Origin of the sequence: Chitinophaga varians (assembly GCF_012641275.1) — a bacterium.
In the GTDB taxonomy this organism is placed as follows: Bacteria; Bacteroidota; Bacteroidia; order Chitinophagales; family Chitinophagaceae; genus Chitinophaga; species Chitinophaga varians_A.
Genome location: NZ_JABAIA010000003.1, coordinates 521,603 through 545,782 on the forward strand (window position 1 = coordinate 521,603; position 24,180 = coordinate 545,782).

20 protein-coding genes are annotated in these 24,180 nt (G+C 51.7%); 10 read left to right on the forward strand and 10 right to left on the reverse strand.

Annotated elements, in window-relative coordinates:
- Positions 1-7 precede the first annotated feature (7 nt).
- The 4 genes from HGH92_RS25335 to HGH92_RS25350 form a co-directional block, all read right to left on the reverse strand.
- Positions 8-928 carry a helix-turn-helix domain-containing protein gene (locus HGH92_RS25335; RefSeq protein WP_168873605.1) on the reverse strand — a complete coding sequence of 307 codons (921 nt, stop codon included), beginning with the start codon at positions 926-928 and terminating at the stop codon, positions 8-10.
- Positions 929-987: 59 nt separating this feature from the next.
- Complete coding sequence (locus HGH92_RS25340) at positions 988-1,890, reverse strand: SDR family oxidoreductase (protein WP_168873606.1); 903 nt, start codon at positions 1,888-1,890, stop codon at positions 988-990.
- Positions 1,891-2,057: 167 nt separating this feature from the next.
- Positions 2,058-3,227: a cytochrome P450 gene (locus HGH92_RS25345; RefSeq protein WP_168873607.1), complete on the reverse strand. Its 1,170-nt coding sequence runs from the start codon at positions 3,225-3,227 to the stop codon at positions 2,058-2,060.
- 162 nt (positions 3,228-3,389) lie between these two features.
- Positions 3,390-5,642: an ATP-binding cassette domain-containing protein gene (locus HGH92_RS25350; protein WP_168873608.1), complete on the reverse strand. Its 2,253-nt coding sequence runs from the start codon at positions 5,640-5,642 to the stop codon at positions 3,390-3,392.
- Between the two features lie 56 nt (positions 5,643-5,698).
- Here HGH92_RS25350 and HGH92_RS25355 point away from each other — a divergent pair, with 56 nt between their 5' ends.
- The 4 genes from HGH92_RS25355 to HGH92_RS25370 all read left to right on the forward strand — a co-directional run bounded on the left by HGH92_RS25355 (position 5,699) and on the right by HGH92_RS25370 (position 9,143).
- Positions 5,699-6,124, forward strand: coding sequence for a MarR family winged helix-turn-helix transcriptional regulator (locus HGH92_RS25355; protein WP_168873609.1), 426 nt, complete (start codon positions 5,699-5,701; stop codon positions 6,122-6,124).
- A 129-nt stretch (positions 6,125-6,253) separates the two neighbouring features.
- Positions 6,254-7,057 carry an AraC family transcriptional regulator gene (locus HGH92_RS25360; protein ID WP_211092745.1) on the forward strand — a complete coding sequence of 268 codons (804 nt, stop codon included), beginning with the start codon at positions 6,254-6,256 and terminating at the stop codon, positions 7,055-7,057.
- A 71-nt stretch (positions 7,058-7,128) separates the two neighbouring features.
- A complete protein-coding gene (locus HGH92_RS25365; protein ID WP_168873611.1) occupies positions 7,129-8,046 on the forward strand; it encodes a DUF6268 family outer membrane beta-barrel protein in 918 nt (305 codons plus the stop codon).
- 65 nt (positions 8,047-8,111) lie between these two features.
- Complete coding sequence (locus HGH92_RS25370) at positions 8,112-9,143, forward strand: RNA ligase family protein (protein ID WP_168873612.1); 1,032 nt, start codon at positions 8,112-8,114, stop codon at positions 9,141-9,143.
- 67 nt (positions 9,144-9,210) lie between these two features.
- Here HGH92_RS25370 and HGH92_RS25375 read toward each other — a convergent pair whose 3' ends face one another.
- Positions 9,211-9,654 (reverse strand): lipocalin family protein, encoded by a 444-nt coding sequence (locus tag HGH92_RS25375; RefSeq protein WP_168873613.1) that lies wholly within the window; start codon positions 9,652-9,654, stop codon positions 9,211-9,213.
- Positions 9,655-9,843: 189 nt separating this feature from the next.
- On the opposite strand from HGH92_RS25375, the gene HGH92_RS25380 reads away from it, so the two are divergent.
- From HGH92_RS25380 to HGH92_RS25405, 6 genes are all read left to right on the forward strand, one after another.
- Positions 9,844-10,671, forward strand: a complete 828-nt coding sequence (locus HGH92_RS25380; RefSeq protein ID WP_168873614.1) for a hypothetical protein — start codon at positions 9,844-9,846, stop codon at positions 10,669-10,671.
- 85 nt (positions 10,672-10,756) lie between these two features.
- Positions 10,757-11,290 (forward strand): RNA polymerase sigma factor, encoded by a 534-nt coding sequence (locus tag HGH92_RS25385; protein ID WP_211092783.1) that lies wholly within the window; start codon positions 10,757-10,759, stop codon positions 11,288-11,290.
- Positions 11,291-11,319: 29 nt separating this feature from the next.
- Complete coding sequence (locus HGH92_RS25390) at positions 11,320-11,964, forward strand: hypothetical protein (RefSeq protein ID WP_168873615.1); 645 nt, start codon at positions 11,320-11,322, stop codon at positions 11,962-11,964.
- Between the two features lie 64 nt (positions 11,965-12,028).
- Entirely contained in the window at positions 12,029-12,391 is a 363-nt protein-coding gene (locus HGH92_RS25395) for a winged helix-turn-helix transcriptional regulator (protein ID WP_168873616.1), read from the forward strand.
- Positions 12,392-12,465: 74 nt separating this feature from the next.
- Positions 12,466-13,092: a DUF2306 domain-containing protein gene (locus tag HGH92_RS25400; RefSeq protein ID WP_168873617.1), complete on the forward strand. Its 627-nt coding sequence runs from the start codon at positions 12,466-12,468 to the stop codon at positions 13,090-13,092.
- 29 nt (positions 13,093-13,121) lie between these two features.
- Positions 13,122-13,730 carry a tetratricopeptide repeat protein gene (locus HGH92_RS25405; protein WP_168873618.1) on the forward strand — a complete coding sequence of 203 codons (609 nt, stop codon included), beginning with the start codon at positions 13,122-13,124 and terminating at the stop codon, positions 13,728-13,730.
- Between the two features lie 50 nt (positions 13,731-13,780).
- On the opposite strand, the gene HGH92_RS25410 is transcribed toward HGH92_RS25405, so the two are convergent.
- From HGH92_RS25410 to HGH92_RS33650, 5 genes are all read right to left on the reverse strand, one after another.
- Entirely contained in the window at positions 13,781-14,563 is a 783-nt protein-coding gene (locus HGH92_RS25410) for a hypothetical protein (RefSeq protein WP_168873619.1), read from the reverse strand.
- A 142-nt stretch (positions 14,564-14,705) separates the two neighbouring features.
- The gene (locus tag HGH92_RS25415) at positions 14,706-15,629 is read right to left on the reverse strand and encodes a PorP/SprF family type IX secretion system membrane protein (RefSeq protein WP_168873620.1); all 924 of its coding nucleotides are present in this window, start codon (positions 15,627-15,629) and stop codon (positions 14,706-14,708) included.
- Positions 15,619-22,353, reverse strand: a complete 6,735-nt coding sequence (locus HGH92_RS25420; RefSeq protein WP_168873621.1) for an MBG domain-containing protein — start codon at positions 22,351-22,353, stop codon at positions 15,619-15,621. Before HGH92_RS25420 ends, HGH92_RS25415 begins: the two co-directional genes overlap by 11 nt.
- Positions 22,354-22,405: 52 nt before the next feature.
- Positions 22,406-22,957, reverse strand: coding sequence for a phage tail protein (locus HGH92_RS25425; RefSeq protein ID WP_168873622.1), 552 nt, complete (start codon positions 22,955-22,957; stop codon positions 22,406-22,408).
- 26 nt (positions 22,958-22,983) lie between these two features.
- Entirely contained in the window at positions 22,984-24,102 is a 1,119-nt protein-coding gene (locus tag HGH92_RS33650) for a phage tail protein (RefSeq protein ID WP_211092746.1), read from the reverse strand.
- Positions 24,103-24,180: the final 78 nt, after the last annotated feature.

Consider the following 24,180-nt stretch of genomic DNA (forward strand, 5'->3'; position numbering starts at 1 on the left):
TTTCTTTTTAGCCGGACCGATGGAAACGTTGTTTAAACTCCGTCGGTGTTATATTGGTTTTCTTTTTGAAAAATTTGTTGAACGATTGTGAATGTTCAAAGCCCAGCTCATAGGCAATTTCGCTGACCGTCAAATTGGTGGTGCTCAGCTTTTCCATGGCTTTGTCAATCACCTTCTGATGGATAAGCTGTTGCGTATTTTGCCCTGTCAGCATTTTGAGCAGGCTGCGCAAATAGGTGGGCGACATATGCAGTTGGTCGGAGATATACTGGACCGTCGGAAGCCCTTTGCTGCTTAGGTCATCTGTTTCAAAATAATGATCCAGCAGTTTTTCCAGCTGCTCCAGTACCAGGTGGTTGGCCTTGTTGCGTGTAATGAACTGCCGTTGGTAAAAGCGGTCGGCGTAGTTCAGCAGCGTTTCGAGCTGGGATATGATAATGCTTTGGCTGAACTGGTCGATGCTGGTAAGATATTCCTGCCGGATATTGTCGATGATCTGCTGGATTTTCAGCTCTTCGTCTTCGGAAAGAAAGAGGGCTTCATGTACGGCATAGCCGAAGAAGTCGTACTTCCGGATAGTGGCTGCCAGTGGGGTGTTCCAGAAGAAATCGGGATGTATGAACAGCGACCAGCCGGTGGGCGGATGGTTTTCTTCGTCTATTTCAATAGTGAGCACCTGATGGGGGGCCATAAAAAACATCACCCCTTCGTTGAAGTCATAGTCTTGTTGCCCGTACCGGTAGCGGTGGTTCATGCCCCGTTTTACGGAGATGGAATAAAAATCGAAGACAAGGCTTTCTGTTCCTTTTTCAAACTCATTTTTTACATCATCAAAATTGATCACGCTGATCAGCGGGTGTTTGGGGCTGGGCAGCCCGCGCAGCGCATGAAATTCTGAGATGGTTTTGATGTGGACAGGTGTGCTCATGGTTTCATCAATTAACAACCTACAGGCGGTCATGCCGCCTGTAGGTGAAGGTACTGTTTTTATTTTTTTGCGGGGAAATACACGTCTGCTGCCATGTCTTCGGCCAGGGTAGGATGTACGGGATTCCAGCCCAGTGTTTTTTTGGTGATGTCCGCAGATACCCGGTTGTTGAATTTGGCAAAATGCGCAAACCAGCCAAAGTGTGCGGCCGCTTCTTCCGGGTTAAGGGAAACGACCGGCAGGTGTATTCTTTCGCCGATAGTGGTGGCAACGGTTTTGAAGGCATTGTCTTCTTCCGCTACTGCGTGAAAACGGGTGCCACCTGCCGGGTTGCTTTCCAGTGCCAGGCGGTACAGCCTTGCCGCGTCCAGGCGGTGTACTGCCGGCCATATATTGGTGCCTCCGTTGATCATGGCAGAACGGCCCTTTTCTTTGGCGAGCCCTGCCAGAATAGGAAGAAAACCATGCGTGTCGCCTGTGCCGTGGCAGAGGGGAGGGAGCCTCACCACGGAAGCGCGGACGCCTTTGGCCACTATTCTTCCCACCGCCCTTTCTGTTTCCGCGCGGGGATGGGACTGGTCTTCAACACCGTCGTTTTCCGTCACCACCCTGTCTCCCACAATAACGCCGGTGCCGCCGGTAATGATGATCGGACGTTGGGAGCCGATGAGTACTTCGCCCATCGCGTCAATTGCTTTTCCATCCAGGGCACACATTTCCGCAAAGCGGCTGAAGTCATGGATAAAGCCGGTGTGGATAATACCGTCGGCCGCAGCAGCGCCGGACTGAAGGCTGGCGGTGTCGGTGATATCGCCGCGGTGTACTTTGGCGCCAAGCGCGGCCACCTTTTGGGCCGCTTCTTCAGAGCGGGCGAGGCCTGTGACTTCATGACCTGCTGCCAGTAACTCTTTCACTACAGCGGAGCCAATAAATCCGGTGGCTCCCGTTACAAATACTTTCATCTTGTTTTGTTTTTGTTTCACAAAGGTGAACACAAATGAATTGGTATTTGTAGCCGGAACGCGTGATGTTGTAGCCAAAAACGAGGCACAAAATATCAGCCGTCAGTAACGGCCGCCATTCTTTTCCAGCGTGGATATGAAGTGTAATGTGCCGGTGGTGGTGCCGGTTATAAGGAAGACAGATCAAATACGATGGGTAGCTCCTGATAGCTGTACACAATGGTGCTGGGTGTTCTTACGATAGTCGCGCCTGGTTTTATCCGTATGTGCTGCATGTGTTTGAACAGTACTTCAAAGGCTATGCGGGTTTCCAGCCTGGCGAGCATGGAACCGATGCAATAGTGGATACCGTGGCCGAAGCTCAGCATCCTGGAGTTGTCCCTGTTGATATCGAAATTATCAGGATCAGGGAAGGCGGCTGGGTCCAGATTGGCCGCGCCGATGCAGAGGTTTACGAGGCTGTCTTTCGGGATGGTCTGACCACGAAGTGTGATGTCACGGGTTGCCCTGCGGGGCATCGCCATTACGGGTGACCTGAAGCGCATGGCTTCTGTCAGCGCTTTGGGAAGATCTGCGGTATGGGTGGCGAGGTGCTTTTGTAGCGTTGGATGCTGGATAAACAGATGAAGGGCGCTGGTGAGCCATGATTCGGTGGTTTCACTTCCGGCGCTAAGGACTGTAATACAGGTGGCCAGTATTTCCTTGTCCGTGAGTTTCTCGCCGTCCACTTCCGCCTGCAACAGATCGGTGATCAGGTCTTGCTGTGGCCGGACTGCCCGCTCAGCGATGAGCTGGGAAAGGAAGTCGCTCATCTCTTTCATGGTCTGGTAATATACTTCCATGCCGATTGTCCTGGGATCGCCGCTGAGAGTTTTCCCCCAGGAGGTCACCAATGGCCCGCTTTCTTTTGGCGCGCCAAGTAAGCGGGAGATAACGAGACTTGGCAGAGGGGCGGCAAAGGCGCTGACAAAGTCCATCTCCCCCGATTCCAGCCAGGGGGCTATCAGCTGATAACATTGTTCATACAGCCAGGGCCCCATTCTGGAAATAGTTGCCGGTGAAAAGGCTTTTGTCACCAGCGCACGCATTTTTCTGTGGCGCGGAGGGTCTGTCGCGAATATGGTGGCTCCCAGAAGATCTTCGCCGGATGTGGGAAGATATTCACTGGAAAATGTTTCGTGATCGCTTAGCGCCCATTTGACATCATCATAGGTAAACAGCAGCCATGAGCCTTTGGCGCCATAGAAGAAAGTGAATTCCGGATCGAAGTAAACCGGGTTTTGGGCGCGCATCTGATGGTACCAGGGCGCCGGATCAAGGACAGTAGCAGAGAACATCTTTTTGTTTTGGTAAAGTTACTGTGCCACACTGCGGAATTGCTGCAAATTCCTTTTCCCGGATGCCTGAGGTTGTTGCCCATGCGATGTTCTCAGCGCCCACCCTCTGTAGTAAAAAAGATAAAGACGTCCCCCGGTCCGGATAACGGTGACGGATGTATGCTATGCAAGATATTTTCGTAGGTACGTTGCCGTTGGTGTGCCAGGTTCCTTCAGCAGGTCGGCCACCGTTCCTTCAAACGTCAGCCGCCCACCGTCTTTACCGGCTCCTGGCCCCATATCGATGATCCAGTCGGCACAGGCGATAATGTCCAGGTTGTGTTCAATGACGATCAGGGTGTGGCCGGCGGCTATCAGTTTGTTGAACAGTGCGAGCAGTTTTTCCGTGTCAGCGGGATGCAGGCCGGTACTGGGCTCGTCCAGCACTACAATGGAATGTTCCCCTTTTAGTTGCGTGCTCAGTTTCAACCGTTGCAACTCCCCGCCGGAGAAGGTGTCGAGCCGTTGGCCGAGAGTGAGGTAATCCATGCCGAGGTCCTGCAGCATAGTGAAGTGACGGTGAAGCTCCGGTTGCTCTGCAAAAAATATGGTGGCTTCTTCCACTGTGAGGGACATCACATCAGCGATGGACTTGTGGCGATAGCGGTATGCCAGTACTTCAGGGCGGAAGCCGCTGCCACCGCAGACTTCACAGGGCATTTCTATATCGTCCATAAACGCCAGGTCAATTTTTTCCATGCCGAGGCCTTTGCAGTTGGGACAGGCGCCCTCACTATTACGGCTAAACAGTTTATTGCTGACACCGTTGGCATGGGCAAACAGGTTGCGGATGATATCGGAAATACCGAGGTAGGTAAGCAGGTTGGATTTGGAATGCCCGGCAATGCCTGACTGGTCGATCAACGTAATGTCCGGATGCTGTTGCGGCAGCACGTCACTGATCAGCGTGCTTTTACCGGAGCCGGCCACGCCGGTAACGACGGTGAGCACCTGCAGCGGGACCTGCACGGTAACGTTTTGCAGGTTGTGCAGCCGTGCATGGCGGATAGTCAGTGTTTTTGTAAACGTACGCGGATGCTGGTTGAATGTTTTATGCCGGGCGAAATAGCGACCTGTTTTGCCGGTACTTTTACGCAGGCCATCAAAGCTGCCCTGGTAAACGATTTCGCCGCCATGGATGCCTGAGCCGGGCCCCATGTCCATCACATGGTCAGCGATGCGGATAAGGTCAGGATCATGCTCCACCAGCAATACGGTATTGCCCTTGTCCCTGATCTTTTGAATGATGCGGGATATATTGTCCAGGTCTTTGGGATGCAGTCCAATACTGGGTTCATCGAAAATATACAGGAGGTTCTCAAGGCTGCTGTCCAGGTGCCGCACCATTTTAATACGCTGCGATTCCCCGCCGGAGAGCGTGGGCGTTACCCGGTCGAGGGTAAGGTATCCGAGGCCGATGGTGATCATATGCTGAAGTTTTTTCACCAGTTCAGCTATAATGGTTTCATATCCGGGCGCCTGTATGGGCTGGATAAACGCCAGCAGCTCGTCGACCGGCATGGCGGCACAGTCGGCGATATCGTGGCCGGCTATTTTGCAGGAAAGCACTTTTTCGTTGAGCCGCTTGCCGTGACAGGACGGGCAGGACTGCTCTTTTACTATCCGGCTGATTTCCTTCTCCCGCAGGCGCAGCTCTTTGGAGTCTTTTTTCAGGATATCCCTTTCCAGCCGGGGAATGATACCGGTGTAACGCACTGTTTTGCCCCATTGGGGAGAAGGATTGGGCGGCACATGTTCTTCGGCATGCAGCAGCATTTGCCATTCGTCCTCCGTATAGTCGGCGAGTTTTTTATCGTTGTCGAAGTAGCCTGATGCGGTATACCGCAGCCAGCGGTAGCCACCGGGCTGGAAGGTAGGGAAGAGGATGGCCCCTTCATTCAGTGATTTATGGGTATCTATCAACCGGTTGATGTCTATCTGCCGTGTTTGCCCGATGCCGCTGCAAACCGGGCACATGCCCTGCGGATGGTTGAACGAGAAAATATTGGCGTATCCCACAAAGGGCTTGCCTACGCGGGAAAACAACAGCCGTAGCGAAGTATAGATGTCTGTGGCGGTCCCTACGGTGGAACGCACGTTGCCGCCTAAACGTTTCTGATTAATGATCACCGGTACGTTAAGGTGCCCGATGCTGTCCACATCCGGCACGCCCAGGTGCTCCATCCTGCTGCGTACGAAGCTGTGCTGCATTTCGCTCATCTGCCGCTGCGCCTCGGCGCCGATGGTCCTGAATACCAGCGACGACTTCCCCGATCCGGACACACCGGTGAAAACAGTGATCTTGTTCTTGGGAATTTCTAAGGTCAGGTTCTTCAGGTTGTGCTGACGGGCACCGGTGATCTTTATCGGATTCATGAGCTAACTTTTTATTAACTTTGTGAATAGTTAACAAAGTTAAATAAATTTCCAACATGGAAAAAGCACAAAAAGCCTTTTTCGATACCTATACCGATTTCCAGTGTTATGTGATTGCGCAGGTCAACAACGGCGATTTTAACGGGGTCGGCGCCACGCATTACAACATCGTGGAATACCTGTACCGCAACGGTCCGGCCACCGCCAAAACACTGGCGCAGAAATTCCATATCAGCGCACCGGCCATCTCCCGGCATGTAAAACTGCTGCTGGAGAAAAAACTGCTGGTACAAAAGCAGCTGCCGGAAGACCGTCGTAATTTTCTGCTGGAAGTGACCGGTAAAGGCAAACAGCTGGTAAATGGCTCTGAAAACCAACGCCACAGCGTGACAACCCGCATCAGCGGCATGCTCCCCAAAAACGAGCTGGAACAATTTACCCGCATCCTGCGTAAAGTGGTGGACGTATTGAAGGAAGAGTAGGGGTAAAACGTTGTTCAGGTGTCGTTTGGAAGTATTGCCATCTGACATATGAAAATAAAAACCGTTAAGCCGAATGATTTTGAACGCCGCTATATGTCCGGTATACCCGCGGTCTTCAAAACAACCCACATGCCCCTGCAAATATTTGATATCAGGGAAACAGCAGGACTGATAAGCCTGCCAACACCACTTTACAGGCCGGACTACAATTTTATTGTACACCTTACGCACGGACATGCCAGTCAACAGGTGGATGCGGCGGTAAAACACATCGGCCCCCATGATGTGCTCTTTGTAAAACAGGGTAACGTAACAGCCCTGCTGGAAACCAGTGACGACGTGGAAGGGTATGTGGTGGTTTTTGAAGACAGCACCCTGCGTCATCTTTTGTCCAAAGAAAAACTGATACACCTGTTCAGCACCGGCACAGTAGTGACACTGCCGGCGGAAACCAGCCATTGGCTTACGCCGCTGTTCGGGCTGCTGACGCACGAGCTCCATCAGTTCTCTCCCGATATGGCCATCTGCTACTCTCTCTTCCAGGCCGCACTCATGAAGATCATTGCGTCAGATGGTGGTCAGCATAAGTCAGTGACCCGCAGCAGTGAAATCACCTTCGCATTTAAGGAGCTCGTGTATAGACATCATGTGGAACAAAGAGCGGTTTCCTTTTATGTAGACAAGCTGGCTGTCTCCGTGAATTATCTGAACCGTTGCGTGCAACAGACTTTGGGCACTGCGCCGAAAGAGTGGATCAACAAAGTGAATATTTTACACAGCCAGCTTTTGCTGCAGGATTTTACGAAAGATATTGCGGCTGTGGCTTTTGAACTGAACTATGAAGACCCCGGTTATTTCGGTCGTCTTTTTAAGAAGATCACCCACCTGACACCCTCCGAATACAGGGCTTCCCTCGTGCAAAGTTTGTCCTGATAAAGGTAGATTCTGTTCGAAAGCAGCCGATGCCAGCCAGCGACCTTTGTGTTATCAAACTAAAGGAAAACATGAAACGCTTATTGCATCAGTCATTGCTTATCAGTCTGTTGGCATTTTATTCAGATGGTATTTTCGCGCAATCTGTTAAAGATATAACCGGGGTATCGGTAACCGCTCACGGCGAAAGCCAGTTTAATGATCTCCCGGAGGGCAGCGGTCTGCAGGGCAACAAATTTAAATACAATACATACGATGCGTGGTTGTCATTACCACCCATGCATTTCGGGAAAACGCAGCTGCTCACGAACATTAACTACCGCCAACTGGCTTTTTCTTTTGATCAGAAAAATACGGACCACCTTTATCAGCTGGACAAAATTCACGAAATAAAGGCGGTGATGATTGTCCGCCATCCCATCGCAAAGAGGTGGTCAGTGCTGGGCATACTCATACCCACCGTGGCATCGGATTTTAAAAGCGGGCTTTCTTCCGATGACCTGATTGTGGACGGTATTTACGGGGTATCTAAAAGATTTGGTAAAAAGTCCAACCTGGAAGTGGGTTTCGGGCTGCATGTCATGTATTCCTTCAACGAATTTTTGTTCACCCCCGGTATATCCGTCGATTATAAAAGCAACAACGGTAAATGGGAAGGACAGTTCTATTGGCCCAGGCTCAATGTGGCTTATAACGTAACCTCCAACACGCAGGTCGGCATCGCCGGCTCTATCGACTGGACCCGGTATAACCTGAAGAACTATACGGATTTTGAAGGCAAAGAGATAGACTACGCCCAGTTCTCCACTGTTCATGCCGGCATACAGTTTAACCAGCGCATTTATAAAAACCTGTGGTTCGGGTTGCAGGGCGGCATGGGGCTGTTCGGCAGTTATAAGCTTTTCAGTCCCGGCCACGACACCATCCGGAACTTCAGCATCAGCAACACCGCCTATGGCAAAGCCATGATCAGCTACCGGCTGAAGTAGCCGCCTGTTTGTTGGAGGAATTGTTTATTTTTGCCGCTGTTAACCACGGGCCATACCGATCAATAATGAACAAACATTCCGAATACGAGAAAATGCCCAAAAATCTGAAGGGCCTCCACCTGTCAGAAAAAGCGATGCAAGACCTCAATAAATTAAAATGGGTAGTGACAGAGAAAGTGCATGGCGCCAACTTCAGCTTTGTGTACGAAGATCATCAGTTGCTATTTGCCAAAAGAAAAGCATACCTGCAATGGAGCGACGATTTTTTCGGCTTCCAGACGGTCGTTGCCGGTATGGAAGAACAGGTGGTTCGTTTCTTTGAACAGCTGGCGCAGGATGTGCCGGCACAACGGTATATCCTCTATGGGGAATTGTTCGGCGGAAAGTACCCGCATCCCGCAGTAGCGCCTGACCCGCATGTGCAGGCCATTCAGACAGGCGTGTATTACAGTCCGGTTGTCCGGTTCTGTGCCTTCGATATTGCCGTGGAAACCGATGACGGCGCTAAACGTTATATCGATTATGACACTGCCATCGCTTATTTCGAACGATTTGGCATCTTCTATGCGAAAGCGCTGTTCACCGGTAAATGGAACGAGGCGCTGAATTTTGATACCCGCATTAATTCCGGTATCCCCGCGCAGCTGCAGTTGCCGGAGCTGCCATCCAACCTGATAGAAGGAGTAGTGGTGAAGCCACTGCGCCATTCGGAGCTTGCCACACTGGATATGCGCCCGGTCATCAAACTGAAAAACCCGGAATTTGACGAAGAGCAGAAATTTCATGAAGCGGAAAAATGGTCGTTTATCCCGGAGGTGAGTTCCCGGTCGGAGCAGCTTTCCTTCCTGGTGGCAGAAATGGCGCGCTATGTCACAAAGAACCGGTTAAACAGCGTGCTGTCGAAAACCGGCAGCTTTGATACCGGCAATCAGCAACGGACAGAGGAGATCCGGAACGAGTTCCTGGAAGACGTGTGGGTCGATTTTAACGAGGACAGTGGTAATCTCCTCGCTGATTTGGATGAGGAGGGCCGGCGCTGGGTGAGGGAGCGTATTGCTGCCCGTATAGCGGTATTGATGGCTGATCAAAGTGTGTGACAGGGTACATACCTTTTTAGAGGAAAGCCTCCGGACTTGTTCCCGGAGGCTTTCTGATGTGTGACAGTTATTGTTTTACCAAAGTATATGTCAGCTTATCGCCTTTCGTTAAAGCGCCTTCTACATAATATACCAGTGTTTTACAATCGTAGCTGGCGATGGTGCCTTGCAGTTTGCCGTCGCTGGTGAGGGTATTGCCTTTCACTTCCCAGGTGCCATGGTCAACGGTCTGTTCCTGGCATACGGTGCCGGCGTCGTGGTAGGTATAGGTACCGTTGCCTTTCAATTCCATGATATCGTCTTTTTCACAGTCTTCCAGGTAAGTGAGATAATCGACAGGGGTGGCGGTGGCGTTTTCCCGGTATTGCAGGGCGGTCAGTTTGTAGGAGCCGGAAAGGCCGGTCACGCTGATCTCACAGGCGGAAGGGCTGCTTTTTTCTTTTTTGCAGGAAAACAGCAGGGCGGAAGCGATCATTACAGTCAGGGTGCATTTGATGGTCATTGTTTTCATATATTTCGTTTGAATCTATTTTACAGTAGTACCCCTGGTGTTGACTAAAGGGTTGGGGAAAAAAGAAAAAATATTTTTTTTGAGGAATACCCAACCTTTGACAAAAAACAGGGGTATTGATGTTGGCGGCCGTATATGCGGTACCTTTATATATCAGTATTTGTAATGCATTAATAGAGCAGTAATAAGATGAAAAACGCGGTATTACTTTTTAGCGGGATCTGTTTGATGGGTTGTGGTACCTCCATGAAACTGGCCGTGCCGGAGAAATTTAAGGAGCAGGCCACCATGCAGCATGTGACCGGGGCAAGGGGCAACAGGATGTCATTTGCTAATTTTACCACTTCAAAAATAAAGAGAGGGGTGCATGTCAGTTACCCGGGATGGGGCCCGGTCCATGGTTTTTTCTGGGAGAACCTGTTACTGAACCAGGCGGGCATTTCAAAAACCGAAACAGTGGAAAATGAAAAGGCGAAATTCCGCTATGCCATTACTGACGGGCATAATACCGTGGAGATATTTGCCCATGAGCGGCAGATGACCAGGAAACATGAATATGAAACCCTCGATAACCGCAGTATATTGAGTGGCTTTGAGGTATTGCAGGAGCACCGGTATATTTTCTCCGCGCTGATCAGCGTGGACACTACGCAGGAGAGCAAAAACTGGGAACTGGTGATGACCAACCTGTACGACCGGAAAGCGCAGCACGACAACAACCCTTTTGCTTTTATTAAACAGGAGGATGAAGGGATGGCCACCAATGGTATGGACACCATCCATATCAAACCGCTCAGTATCAAAAAGACAGAATTGTCCAACGGTAAAACAGGACAGTTGCTGTTTAAGATGTTGTCGGGCTATGAGCTGAGCACGAAGGACGGCGTTATCGCCATTATTGACCTGATTGACCGGAACGTCTGGTTTTATAATGAATTGTCCCCTGCGGAGAAATTGAACGTGAGCGCTATCACTACCGCGCTGTTTGCGAGGAAAGTGCATGACACCAAGTGGTAGCTGGTTGGTTGACGATTTTTTGATTGGGGGATTTTGTGGCCGGGGGATTTGATGAGACAATAGTATTAAACAGTTTGACAGACAACTGGAACAGGATTTAAAGCATATCATCGCGGAGTGCCGCCAGGGCAACAGGAAAGCGCAGGAGCTGCTGTACAGGCAGCTCTATGGCTTTGCGATGGCCATCGCCATGCGTTATGCCAACGACGAGCATGAAGCCGGCGATATCCTGTGCCATGCCTTTGTGAAGATGTTCCGCAGCCTGCACACCTTTGATGAAAGCAAAGGCAACTTCCATGGCTGGCTGAAAAAAATTGTCATCAATGAAGCGCTGGACATCGTCAAACAACGCAGCCGCTTTTCCAGCCTTGAACTGGAAGCGGTGGAAGAGCCGTCTGTCAACAATAGTGTGATCGAAAAAACAGATGCCGCGGACATCTTACAGCTGGTCCGGAAGCTACCGCCAGCCACGCATGCCGTCTTTGTCTTATATGCCATTGACGGTTACACTCACAGGGAAATTGCCATGCAATTGAATATCAGTGAGGGGACCAGTAAATGGCATCTGAGCGAAGCGAGAAAAATTCTTCAGCAAAAATTAACAGCAACAAAGCTTTAGTGAACACAACCACTCCATACGAAAAATTAATGGCAGCAAAGCTGGACCAGGTGCCTGTTCCCGATATGGCGGACAGCATTTGGGCTAATATTGCGTTGCAATTGGATGCGGTTGCAGACACTCCGGATGATCATTCCTCAGATGACACAAAAGACCATCAACAAACAGACCATCAACAAACAGAAAACAACACACCTCAACAAACCGCTGCCGGGAAAAGCATTGTAAAGTACCTCAGTAAAGGCTGGTACGGCTTCGCCGGTGCCGCCGCAGCAGCCACCGCATTATGGTGGTATACCAGTCATCACTCACCTGTACCTGAAAAAACAGCCCCGGTAAAACCCGTACCGGAAACACACGCGCCGGCACCGCCGGACAGCAGTACCACTGTCAAGCCTGTGGAAGACAAACCTGTTCCAGCCAATAAAAAGAAGGACAGCATCTCGCTGATGGACGTGCTGTTGCCTGCTGTTCCGCCACCGGATTCTTCGGCAAGACAAGTTGTACCGCCGCCCATGGTGGATTCCGCTGCCGTACAGCATCAGCGGTACCTCCCGCTGGAGACGGACTCTATTCGGACAGCCCCCGTTAAAAAACCACGCGGCGTAAAAGGCATCACGGAAGATGATTACCGGATATCCGTGCAAAAAGATTCCTCCGGGAAAAAGAACTAGCAAAACCAGCCCGATATCTTTTCCACGAAATATCGTTAATTTGTCCTTTACGAAAACCTATAGCATGTTTACATATGAACGTAAAACACCGGTGGACATGGACTGTGGCATCACCGTGTATATGCAGGTACTGGGCGCTAAATGGAAACCCTGCCTCATCGATATGATCCATAAGGGCTATCAGCGGCCCAGCGAAATGCACCGCCTCATCAGCGAAGCCTCTCCACGGGTGCTGGACATGCAGCTCCGCGAACTGGAAGCCATGGGCATCGTACAGAAAAATACAGGGACCGGTTTCCCGCTCCGGACACATTACACCCTCACCGAGCTGGGCGTATCCCTGGTACCGGTGATAGATGCCATCGACAACTGGGGGAAAAAATATGGGGAACAGGTGAAACAGGCCATTGCCGGGGCGGTAGCGTGATACCGAATAATTTTTCGGTTATTGACTCTTGCAGAACGGATACGGAGCTTTGTGTCCATAAATCTGTAAGCATCATGAATAACACAATTATTGGCAAGGCTTTTACCCTAAAGGACAGCATTTTTGTTCTACTGTGGCTCGGTATTCTTTTTATTACGTGGACATTCATGCACGGGGCAGATCACTATCTGCAGTTCACCCGTGAAACAATGGGAAAATATTATTCCGTCAGGTATTTCCTGATCATGCATATTACTTCCGGCGGCGGCGCGCTGCTACTGGGACCAATGCAGTTCTGGAACAGGCTGCTGGCCAACAAGCGGTTGCACCGCATCATCGGATACCTTTACCTGCTGGCCATCCTGGCCAGTAGCCTCTGCGCCGTTGTGCTGGCTGCTACCTCTGCTTATGCCATCAACTGGGCCTACGCCTTCTCCCTGCAGATATGGGTGTCTGTATGGATCACCACCACCGGCATCGCTTTCTGGCTGGCATTGAAACGCCGTTTTAAGGAACATAAGGATTGGATGATCAGAAGTTATCTTGTGACCCTGGCATTTGTGGTGTCCGGACTGATACTGAAAATGCCGGTGATATACAGGCTGGGCAACTTTGAAGATATCAGTCCCTCGTTTTTCTGGTTGGGATGGGCCCTTCCTTTGTATGGCTATGAAATGGTGAAGGCGGTGAGGTTAAAATAATACTTTTGTACGGTCTTGTATCCTATAATATGACAACATTCCTCAGCAAAAGAGAACAGCAAAAGTACTTTCGGTACGCGTATTACCTCGCTTATGAAGCGGATTCACCAAGGAGAAACTGGCAGACCATTTTCTCCCTCTGGAAAGCCGCTGCGGACAGCGGCCATAAGCGGGCGCAGTTTTATCTGGGCACCTGTTATGATTGGGGCCGGGGATGCAAGCGAAATATCCATACAGCACTCGAATGGTATGTAAAGGCCGCGCAGCAGGGGCATGCAGCAGCACAGTTCAATGTCGGCTTTTGCTACAAACACGGAGAAGGGCTGGAGCAGGATTATCATGAGGCGTTGAAATGGTTTGCAAAGGCTGCTTTTCAGGGCGATGCGCCTTCGCAGCGGGAAGTAGGGTACAGCTATTTCTATGGTGAGGGCATTCAGCAGGACCGGGAGAAGGCGGTGTATTGGTATAAAAAGGCCGCCCGTAAAAACGATGAAATGGCGTTGTATAACCTGGGTCTTTGCTATAAAAAAGGAGAAGGGGTGCAAAAGTCCGTCCGTTGGGCAATACATTACTTTCGACGTGCCGGTGAATTAGGGCATAAGAAAGCGGCGAGGCAACTGAAAATGTTGGCACCATAATAATGCCAGTGGTATTCGCTTCCACGGGTACCACTGGCAATCAGGTTATATCAGAACTTGATCAGCAGCTTTTCTGCTACCAGCTGGTTGTCTTTATAATGTTCAAAATACCAGTCGCCGTTTCTTTTCACCACCAGACCGTGTACCGGACCGTTTTCAGCGATGAAACAATCCTGTACGGATGTTTTCAGCAGCGTTAAAACGATTTTCGGAGCGGTATCGATCAACTGGTAGCCGTTGGCGATAGCCTGTGCGTACAGGGTGCCGGCGGCATCTTTTACTGCGGGCGTTGCAGGAGCAGGGGCCGGTGCGGCAGGTGTGGAAGCCACAGGCGCTGCCGCCGGAGCAGCTACAGGAGCCGGCGCCGGGGTGGACGTTACCACTTCCGTCCGTGCATGGGTGCTGCCGTTATAGGTGTACGGTTCATCTTTCAGGGAAGCGAAAGCATCTCTCATCGCCATATTATAGGAAGTGTTGAATTCCTTTTCCCGGCTTTTGCCTTCTTTGCTTTTGAAGACAATGTTACCCTGGCAGTCTTTTAATATCAGCGTCAGGTTGGTCGCGAACAGCGCCTTACGCTGTGTTACCTCTGCTTTCAGCGCCTCGCACTTGTTGCCCGCCAATTCCTTCGGAAGTTCCGTATTGTCAAAATAGGCGGTGAAACCTTTTTCTTCCAGCAACATCTTTGCCAGCGTGTTCAGGCCATACTGGTTGTCTTCGCGCGAAAAATCAAACCGCTCAGGTATCAGTACGTATTTGTAGTTATTGATGGTATTCTGGGCGTATGCAGATACAGAATACATTACAAGGAATAATAAAGCGAATCTTTTCATATCGGATTTTGTTTCCCGGGGCCAGGGGCCCTGAGCGATAATATTAATACTAAATGATGGTAGCGAATATATAAAATACCGATGAAAAGATGAGTTAATCTCTGAAATCCTGGGGCGTAAGTCCCCGGATTATCAAATTATATCATTTGAACAAATGCACTACGAGGTCCAGCTCAAACGTACCATTGGTGTAGTTGGCCAGTCCGGCGGTCTGGGAGTTGTAGACCAGCTGGAAGCCGGCGACGGACTTGTAATTGATACCAGCTCCGGCACTGAAGCTCCGGCTGGAATGGTACATGCCGAACACGTTGACAAGATCTTCCAGGAAAACAAAATTGGCGCCTGCATCGATGATATTCTCATAACCTTTTATACCACGGAGGCATACCTTCGGCTCGATGGACGTCAGCTGATCGTTGACAGGGAAGCGATAGGCGGCTGCGGCAAAAAACACGTTGCGGTTGATGCCGAAATCGGATGATTTGTCTTTTACGAGGCTGACCAGATTGGGCAATGAACCTTGCAGGGAAAATCCTTTATGGGTAAAGGCCATGCCGAAGTCGGCCTCAAAGTAGTTGTCCCGCCGGTTGAAGGCCCCGATATTCGGATCATTCATATCGCCGTTGATGGCTTTGGTATCCAGACGCCGGGCAATGAAAGCGCCGGACAGGCCGAAATGGAGCATGCTCCGCTCGTCTGTGTTGAGCGGCAGATGGTAGGCGTAGGAAAAAGCCACTTTGGTATTGTTAAGCAGACCGGCTTTGTCGTTGAAAATATTCATGCCGATGCCTACACGGTGAAACAGTTTATAGTCGGCGGTCAGGGATTTGGCTTCGGGCGCACCGGGCATATCTGACCAGGGGCGCTGATAGGCGAGATACACATGCAGTCCGGTGTCAATGCCGGCCATGGCCGGATTGGCGAGGTAGGGCGCCAGGAAGTACTGGGCGGCCAATGGCTCGTACAACTGCGACGGGTTACCGGCCGTTTGTGCTCCGGCATACCGGCTGCTGAGCGCGCCTGCGCCCAGCAGCAGTATATATCTGGCTAACTGTTTAGTTCTCATGTACAATGGTGATAAATCCTTTGAATAATGGTTTGTTATCACCGAGGTCGATGATAAAGTAATAGGTGCCTTCTGCCAGCGGCTGACCGTTGACAGTACCTTTCCAGTTGTTCGTATAGCCACGCTGACGATAGATAAGACGGCCGGTGCGGTCAAAAATCTTCACTTCATTCTGTGGGTACATATCGATATTTTTCACGACCCACACGTCGTTGATGCCGTCGCCGTTAGGTGTCAGGATGTTGTTGGGTTCCAGCTTGTAATCTTCTTTTACGTTGATGGTGATCTCTTTGCTGACGCTGCATCCTGCCGCGTTGGCTATGGTCACCCGGTAAGTGGTGGTGGCCGCGGGCCTTGCGACCGGCGCTGCCGCGGTGGCGTCGCTCAGGCCTGTGGCAGGTTCCCAGCTGTAGCTGGTACCGCCGGAGGCTATGAGGGTAACACGTTCACCTTTGCTGATGGTCGTATTGCCATTCACCTGCAAATCGCCGGCCGGCAATGGGTTCACGGTGACGGTCATCGCTGTGGACATTAAACCGGAGTTGTCAGGGTAGATGGCTTTTACGGTATAGCTGCCGCTTTCAGTGACGGTGAGGGTGCGGCTGCCTGCCCCGGGCACCAGGGTATTATTGCGGTACCATTCGTATACGGGTGCTACGGTGGACTGTAACGTTACGCTGCCGCCCTGGCAGAAAATGGTATTACCCTGGGCGGTGATCACCGGCGGCTGGTAGGCGGTCACTACGATGGTCCGGGACACGGCCGCAGCAGGTTCGTAGTTGTTGTTGCCGGCCTGTGAGGCGGTGATGACAACGGTGCCTGCACTGCCTATCGTGGCGGTGTTGCCGTTAACGGCTATCACCGGTGTATTGTCGCTGCTGAAGCTGACCGGTAAACCGGAGCTGGCGGTGGCGCTGAGAGTGAACGGCGCGTCGCCCTGGTTTTTGTTTGCCGGGACAGTGAAGCTGATTTGTTGCGATGCCTTTGTGATGGTAAGGTCGCCATTCACATAGGTAAGCGTATAGTCGTTGCTGTTAAGGCCTGCCGGTGTGATCACATAAAGGCCTGCATCCGTGGCGCCTTGAGCTGTACCACTGTAGGTCACTGTGCCGGTTAACCTACCGGCATTGTCTCCGTTCACAAATCCCGTATAGTCAACACCGTTGCCGCCGGTATAGGCGGTGCCGTTATAGGTGCGGGTATCGTTTTTCGCGGTGACGGTCAGCGCTGCTTTGGCCACGTTGAAGGTTTGTGTTACCTGTGGTGCCGGTTTGAATTCGTTGTTGCCCGCCTGGTCCGCTGCGATGGTCACCGCGCCGGCACCAATCAGGGTGACGGTGTTGCCGTTGATGGCAGCAGGTCCGCTGACAACGGTATAACTCACTGGTAACGTGCTGCTGGCAGTAGCGTTAAGCGTAAAGGCGGCGTCGCCATAGGTTTTACCGCTGAGGGCAGGGAAAGAAATAGACTGGTCTGCCGGACCTACGGTCAGCGTACCGTCTGCAAGTGTAAAGGTATAGTTGGCGGCGCTTAAAGTGCCGGCGGTAATATGCACGGGATAGGTACCTGCTGTGCTGGTGGCATTGGCAGTGGTGCTCAATGCCGGTGTACCGGCCACAACGCTGCTGTTATCACTATAGACAAAACCGGTGATGGTATAGGTGAGTACCGGATTAGCGACGCCGAAGGCGCGTTGTTTATCATCTGCCTTCACCTGTAGCGGAGCTTTGGTGATGGTGAAACTTTGGCTCACCGGCGTAGCGGCGTTATAGTTAGCGTCACCGCTTTGCGTAGCCGTTACCGTTACTGTGCCGGCACCGGTGATGGTCAGCGTATTGCCGTTAACGGTAGCCGGACCGGCGGTTACTGCGAAGGCTACCGGTAAGCCCGCATCGGAAGAGGCGGTGAGGGTAAATGGAGCGTCGCCGTATTGTTTATTGGTAATAGCAGTAAAGTCGATCTGTTGGCCGGTCGGCGTAACGGTCAGCGTACCGGCGGTAAACCGGAAGTCATAATTGGCTGCGCCGAGGGTGCCCAGGCTGACGTTGATCGGATAAGTACCTGTCGGACTATTGATGTCTGCCAAAGTGCTTGTGGTGGCTAAACCGCTGATTACGCTGGCATCGTCGGAACCGGTGAACCCGGCAACGGTGTAGTCCAGTGACGGGTTCGGCTGTTTATAGGCCTTTGTTTTATTGTTGGCAATGACGGTCAGCATGGCCTTGTTGACCCGGAAAGTCTGCGTTACCCTTACGGCCGGATTATAGTTACCGTTGCCTGCCTGGTCTGCCGCGATGGTCACATCGCCACTGCCGGTCAGTGTGACGGTATTGCCGCTGACAGTGGCCGGCCCGCTGATAACGGTATATGTTACCGGCAGACTGCTGCTGGCGGTGGCGTTGAGTGCAAAGGCGGCGTCACCATAGGTTTTGTCGCTGATAGCCGGGAAAGTAATGGACTGCTGCGCGGTTGTAATGCTCAGTGTGCCGTTGGTCGCGGCTACGGTGTAGTTGGCCGGCTGACTGATACTCATGTTGACGATGAGCGGGTAACTACCAGGCTGACTAAGGATATTGGCCGTCGTGGAAACATTGATGGTGCCAACGATGACAGCGGCATCATCGCCATTTACAAAACCCACATAGCTATAGGTCAGCGGCGGGTTGTTCTGTCCGTATTCCCTTGATTTATCATCGGCTTTGACTGTCAGTTGGGCCTTGGCCACGCTGAAGCTTTGCGGGACAGGTGTTGCGGCATCGTAATTAACGTCCCCGGCCTGTTCCGCTGTAACAGTCACCGTACCTGCGCCGGTGATGCTGAGTGTATTACCATTGATGCTGGCGGGGCCGCTGACGGTGTAACTTACCGGAAGTCCTGCACCGCTGCCGGCATTCAGCGTAATGGGCGCATCGCCATAGGTTTTGTTGGCAAGGGCAGGGAAGGTGATCGTTTGAGATGCTTTAGCAATGGTAAGCGTACCGTCCGCAAAACTAAAGTCGTAATTGGGCGCGGTCAGGGTGCCTTTGGTAATGCTAATAGGATAAATGCCTGCATCGCTGGAAACTGTAGCGCTGGTGCTGATTATCGGTGCGCCGCTGTAGGCGGAGCTGTTATCGCCGTTCTTAAAGCCGCTCATGGTATAGTCCAGCGAAGGATTGGCCTGTTGATACGCCCTTGTTTTATTATTGGCGGTGGCGGTCAGCATGGCTTTGTTGATGCGGAACGTTTGAGTTACCTGTTGTGCGGGATTAAAATTGCCGTTACCGGTCTGGCTGGCAGTGATGGTCACGGTGCCCACGCCGGTAATTGTCGCGGTATTGCCGTTCAGCGTAACAGGTCCGTTGCCGGAATAGGTGACTGGCAGGCCGCTGCTGCTGGTGGCAGCCAGCGTAAAGGCCGCATCACCGTAGGTCATATCACTGATAGCAGGGAAGGTGATGGCTTGCTGCGCTACAGTTACAGTCAGCAGCCCACCTGATATCACTATGATGTAATTGGGTGAGGTTGGGATGGAATTAATGGTGATAGGGTAGCTACCTGGTAAGCTGTTCTGGCCGGCGGTGGTAGACAGGCCGACAGTACCCGTTAACGCAGTAGCGTCTTCCCCGTTGACAAAACCGCTGTAAGAGTAGGTCAGTGCCGGATTAGGCTGGCCATATTCCCTTGATAGATTGTCGGCCTTCAGTTGAAGGGCCGCCTGTCCTACTGAGAAGATGTTCGTCACAGGTGACGCCGCATTGTGGTTGACGTCTCCTGCCTGTGTAGCCGTTACCGTTACCATGCCGGCGCCGGTGATGGTCAGTACATTGTTGCTGAGCGTGACTGGTCCGGCAGCGGTGTAGCTGACAGGCAGCCCGGCATCACTGGTGGCGTTGAGCGTGATAGGCGCATCGCCATAGGTTTTATTGGCCACTCCCGGGAAGGTAACAGTTTGCGGCAGTTGGTTGATGTAGAGCGTACCCGGAACAAAGCTGAAATCATAGTTGGCAGCGCTCAGGTTTCCCTGGGTAATGTTGATAGGGTAGGTGCCGGCATCGCTGGATACATCAGCGGTGATGGTCATGTTGGGCGTGCCGCTCACAACAGCCGTTGTTTCTCCGTTCACAAATCCGGTGATGGTATAGTCCGGCGCCGGATTGGCTTGCTGGTAGCTTCGGGTTTTATCATTGGCTGTTACCGTCAGCGCCGCTTTTTTTACGGTGAATGACTGTACCACTGGTGTGGCAGCGGTATGATTGATATCGCCGTTTTGTGTAGCCGTGACCGTTACAGTGCCAATGCCGGTAAGCGTGATATTGTTACCATTCACAGTGGCTGGCCCTGAGACAGTATAGGTGATGTCAAGACCGCCGTCTGTTTGTTTGGTCAGTGTTACAGGGGTGCCGTATGTCACTTCAGCTGGTACCGTGAAATTGATGGTCTGCGCCGCCCTGGTGATCGTCAGTGTGCCGGGAACGCCTGTAAAAGAGTAGTTATCGGCGCTGATCAGCGTGGCGATCGTGGGATTGATGGTGTAGCTGCCCGGCGGGCTGCTGATGTCGGCAATGGTCATATATCCCGGGGTGCCACGGACTACTGAGGCGTCTTCATTATATACAAAACCACTGTAGGTGCCCGTAAATGTTGGGTTTGCGGTACCGTATACCCGTGTTTTGGAATCTGCTGTAAGGGTAAGCACTTTTTTATTAACCGAAAACGGTATGGTCCTGCTTTTGGCGTCGTAGCCGTTGGTGGCAGATGCGGTGGCTGTGATCTGTGCAGTGCCGGCGCCTTTGATCACGATCTTACCGGCCACGATAGTAGCTACCGCAGGGTTGTCGGACGTAAAGGTGATAGTACCGCCGCCGTCAGTAGTGGCAGACGGCGTAATATTGTTGTCGCCATAGGTAGCCGCAGGTATCGGATTAACCATCAGGTTCTGGCTCTGTGACTGGTATTCAAAGGCGCCTGCATCGATAGCGGTGTTCTTAACGCGTGTCTGGCCGGCCAGGTCAGTAGTGCCTACCTGCAACGGATATCCGAAGTTGTTGGTTTGCGGGTCGCCACGGTTGATAGCCTCGCTCGTTACTTTCAGGGTAAGATCACCACTGGCTAAATTGGTAAAATCTATATTGAGAATGAATTGTGAAAAGCTGTTATTGGTATAATAGGAAGAGCCGTTGATACTGTAGTAGTAATTGCTCAGGCCTCCTGCCTGTACTATATTCGAACCGGTGTTGCCGGTAATGATGCTGTTATAGGCATTCAGCTGACTGACGGGGTTTAACCTGATGCCATCGGAGAGATTGCCGGCAATAGTGACATTGGTGAGCGTAAGGGAGTTGTTTGTCACAATAGTTCCCTGGTTAACCGGCGCCCCATTGCCAAAGAAGCTGCTGTTGGTGACCGCTGCTGTTGTAGCCGCGGAGAACCAGGCGGCGCCGCCTGCGCCGGCGGCCTTATTGCCATAAAAGCGTGTATTCGCGATCGTTACATTCCCCGTAGCGTTGGCGAAAAAGCCCGCTCCATTTGGATTGCCAGGGGAGGAAATGCTTTGCCCGCCGGTAACGGTCACGCCGTCGAGGGTGACATCACCGCCGTTGCTGGTCACCACATGGTAACTGTTGTTGCCGTTAATATTAGCGGAAGTAAGTACAATGCCGTTGGTGGGCACATCGTTGTTATCGATGTCTCCGCTGAGGATTACAGGATTGGCGGCGATATTACGAGTGCCTGGCGAACCTTCTGTGCCATTAAACCCGCCATACACCGGTATATTGGGGATCAGTGCAAATGACTGGTTAGGATCGGTGGTACTGGGTTTATAAGTGCCTTTGGCCACCCATATCTGGCGAATGCCATTGGCCGGGATGGCTGCTGCGGCGAGTGCGTCACGCAACTCGGGAAGGGGAGAACTCCAGCTGCTGCCGTCTCCGGGAACAGCGGCCTGGTTGTTGACAAACAAAACACCGGCAAAACCGGCTTTTACAACAGACAGGTTACAGGGTGGCGTCTTTATCAGGTCGAGCGCTGCGGGCACAGGTGACGCCATGGTATTGTCCATCGTCCAGTTGACTGTATTCAGTACCAATGACTGAAGTGTGGCCAACGAACTGGCGGCAGCCACATTACAGTTGTAACGGCCGTTGACGGCAGTGACATTGGGAATGGTCAGGCCCGTTGGCTGCATTGATTTGGAAGAACTGAATTCACATGGGTCCAGCGTGGTTTCCCAGGCGGAACGGTTGATATTAAGTCCCCCTATGATGAAGGGAGTGGAAGGGCTGCCGGTGAAGGCAAACAGCTGATCGCCAGCTAGCCCGAGGCTGATATATTCGCTACCGGCAGAGTTCCGGGTAGCATTGAGACCGGTCACTGTACCGATGGTAGCGGTAAGTTTGTATTTGCAACGGACCACCACCACCTGCCCGGCTTTGATAACTGCCCCGCCGGAATTCCATGCGATGATGCCATCAGTTTGCGCACCACCGGTGCTACAGGAAAGCGACTGAAAGTTGCTGCCCGTCCATCCAAGGTCTGTAAAGTAAATAGTGGTGTTCGCCGGGCAGTCACGTGATATCACAAACGAAAACGCATCGTCCTGTGTATTACCATCTGTGTCGTCGTCAAAGGTATTAACACCGGTAAAAAGCAGCTCACCGGGGTTGAACTGTGCCTGCGCAATGGGGATTACACCGGTTAGGAATAGTATAAAGATTACTGTCCTGCGTAAAATTAACTTCATAGAGGGGAAGCCTTAAGGATAAGGGATTTATCGTTGTGTTGTAGGTCATGGCTTAAGGGCGAGAAGGATATTGCCCGCCTGATAAGCAGATAATAAAATTGAGCGGAAGGTAAGGCTGCATGTTGTCGATAGATTGCCCGTTTCCTGCATTCTGCACCTGCATCGTTACTTTTAATGGCCCCATGCGGTTGGTGGCATGTTTGGAGGTGCTATACACCTGTTGCCCATTGGTGATCGCCATATAATTGTTGTCAGGAGAGGAGAGTTGTCCGGGGTTTTCACCCAACACCGGTTGATAGACGTTGCCTGTTATCCTGTGTATATGTGAGGGCAACTGGTTGGCAGATAATACCTCTCGTTCAGTGCCTAAAGTTTGTCCCAGTGTATAAGGGGGATTGCTTAGAGGGGCGCCCACATGTAAAGGCACCCTGCCACAAAGATTAGGAAGGGCAAAATTAGATGTGCCGTTGCCGCCGTAGGTGGTACCCAGTAAGGAAAACAATGTGGTGTTTTGTTGAATAGCTATTAATTGCCCCGCGCAGAATGCCCAGCCCTGGGGCGCAAACAGGCCTCCAAATATTTTTATTTCTCCGATATAAGCCATAAGTGACAGATGTTATGAAGTAAATGTTAAGGCCGCGAAGGAAAGACTCCTTGTATCGCGGTGAAAAACGAGATGACCTTGTACGGCTGCATATTGTTAAGTGGGGGAGCGGGCGTGCCACTATTAATGGTGAAGGAGGCCGGCATATTCGCGCTCACCCCTGTTCCCGTCGTAGTGCTATAAAGATTAGCCGTCGCGGTGGTACCAGCGAAAGCGCCCACCGGATTGTGCGTGTCGTTGCTGGCGCCGGTGGGAAGGCTTAGTTTGTTTGCCTGGACAGTATGTGTATGAGATGGCAGATTGTCGGCGGTAAGGGTCACATCCTTGGTCCCATCGGGAATGCCCTGTACACGAGGTGTTAAGCCTAGGCCCGCCCCCTGTCCAATGGCCACTCTGCCCCTCAGGTCAGGCAGTCCAAAGGTGGTAATGCCATTGCCTCCATAGGTGGTACCTAAAAGAGAAAAAAGAGCTTGGTTTTGCTGGATAGACATCAACTGTCCCTGGCAGCGGACATAACCTCCGGGCGGGTCAGGAAATGCGGCCATCATTACCTCGCCCAAATACTGTGTTGTCCTTATGAAGGAACCAGTGCCCGGGTATATACCTTGCGTGGCGATCACATAGTTCATGCACAACGAAGGCATCATATTATTTACCGGCAGATTACCGGTGCTATTAGGATCAGTCATAAATGCGGCTCCCTGTGGAGTCGTCATGTCACTTACGTCCATAGCTACCATCTTTTCATCTGTATGATCGCTGTACCGCGGCGTGCCGGTGGCCGGCGCCGGATAAGCGTTGGCTGGAGAAGAGGTATTGGCGGTAGTACCGGTTTGCATCTGCACTTTAACATCAGCATCAATGCCATGGGTATGGTTGCTGATATGCGCTGCTGTCAATGGTTTGGTTTCGGTGCCGCCCCAGGCGCCCAATGGGTAAGGGCTGTCGGGACCTACTATCACCCGGCCTTGCAGGTTTGGCAACGCAAAAGTGGTTTGGCCGTCGCCACCATAGATAGTACCGATCAAACTAAATAAAGTTTCGTTTCCGCTGATGGAAAGCAGCTGTCCGTTGCAGAACTCAAATCCAACGGGGGCAAACTTGTAGGGCACCAGGAATATCTCTCCGATAAACGCCTCGTCCATGTGGTTGATATGATTTAGGTAAAGGGATACTTATACGTCTGTTCACGTTTGAAAAACCACTGCAAAAGTATCATATAT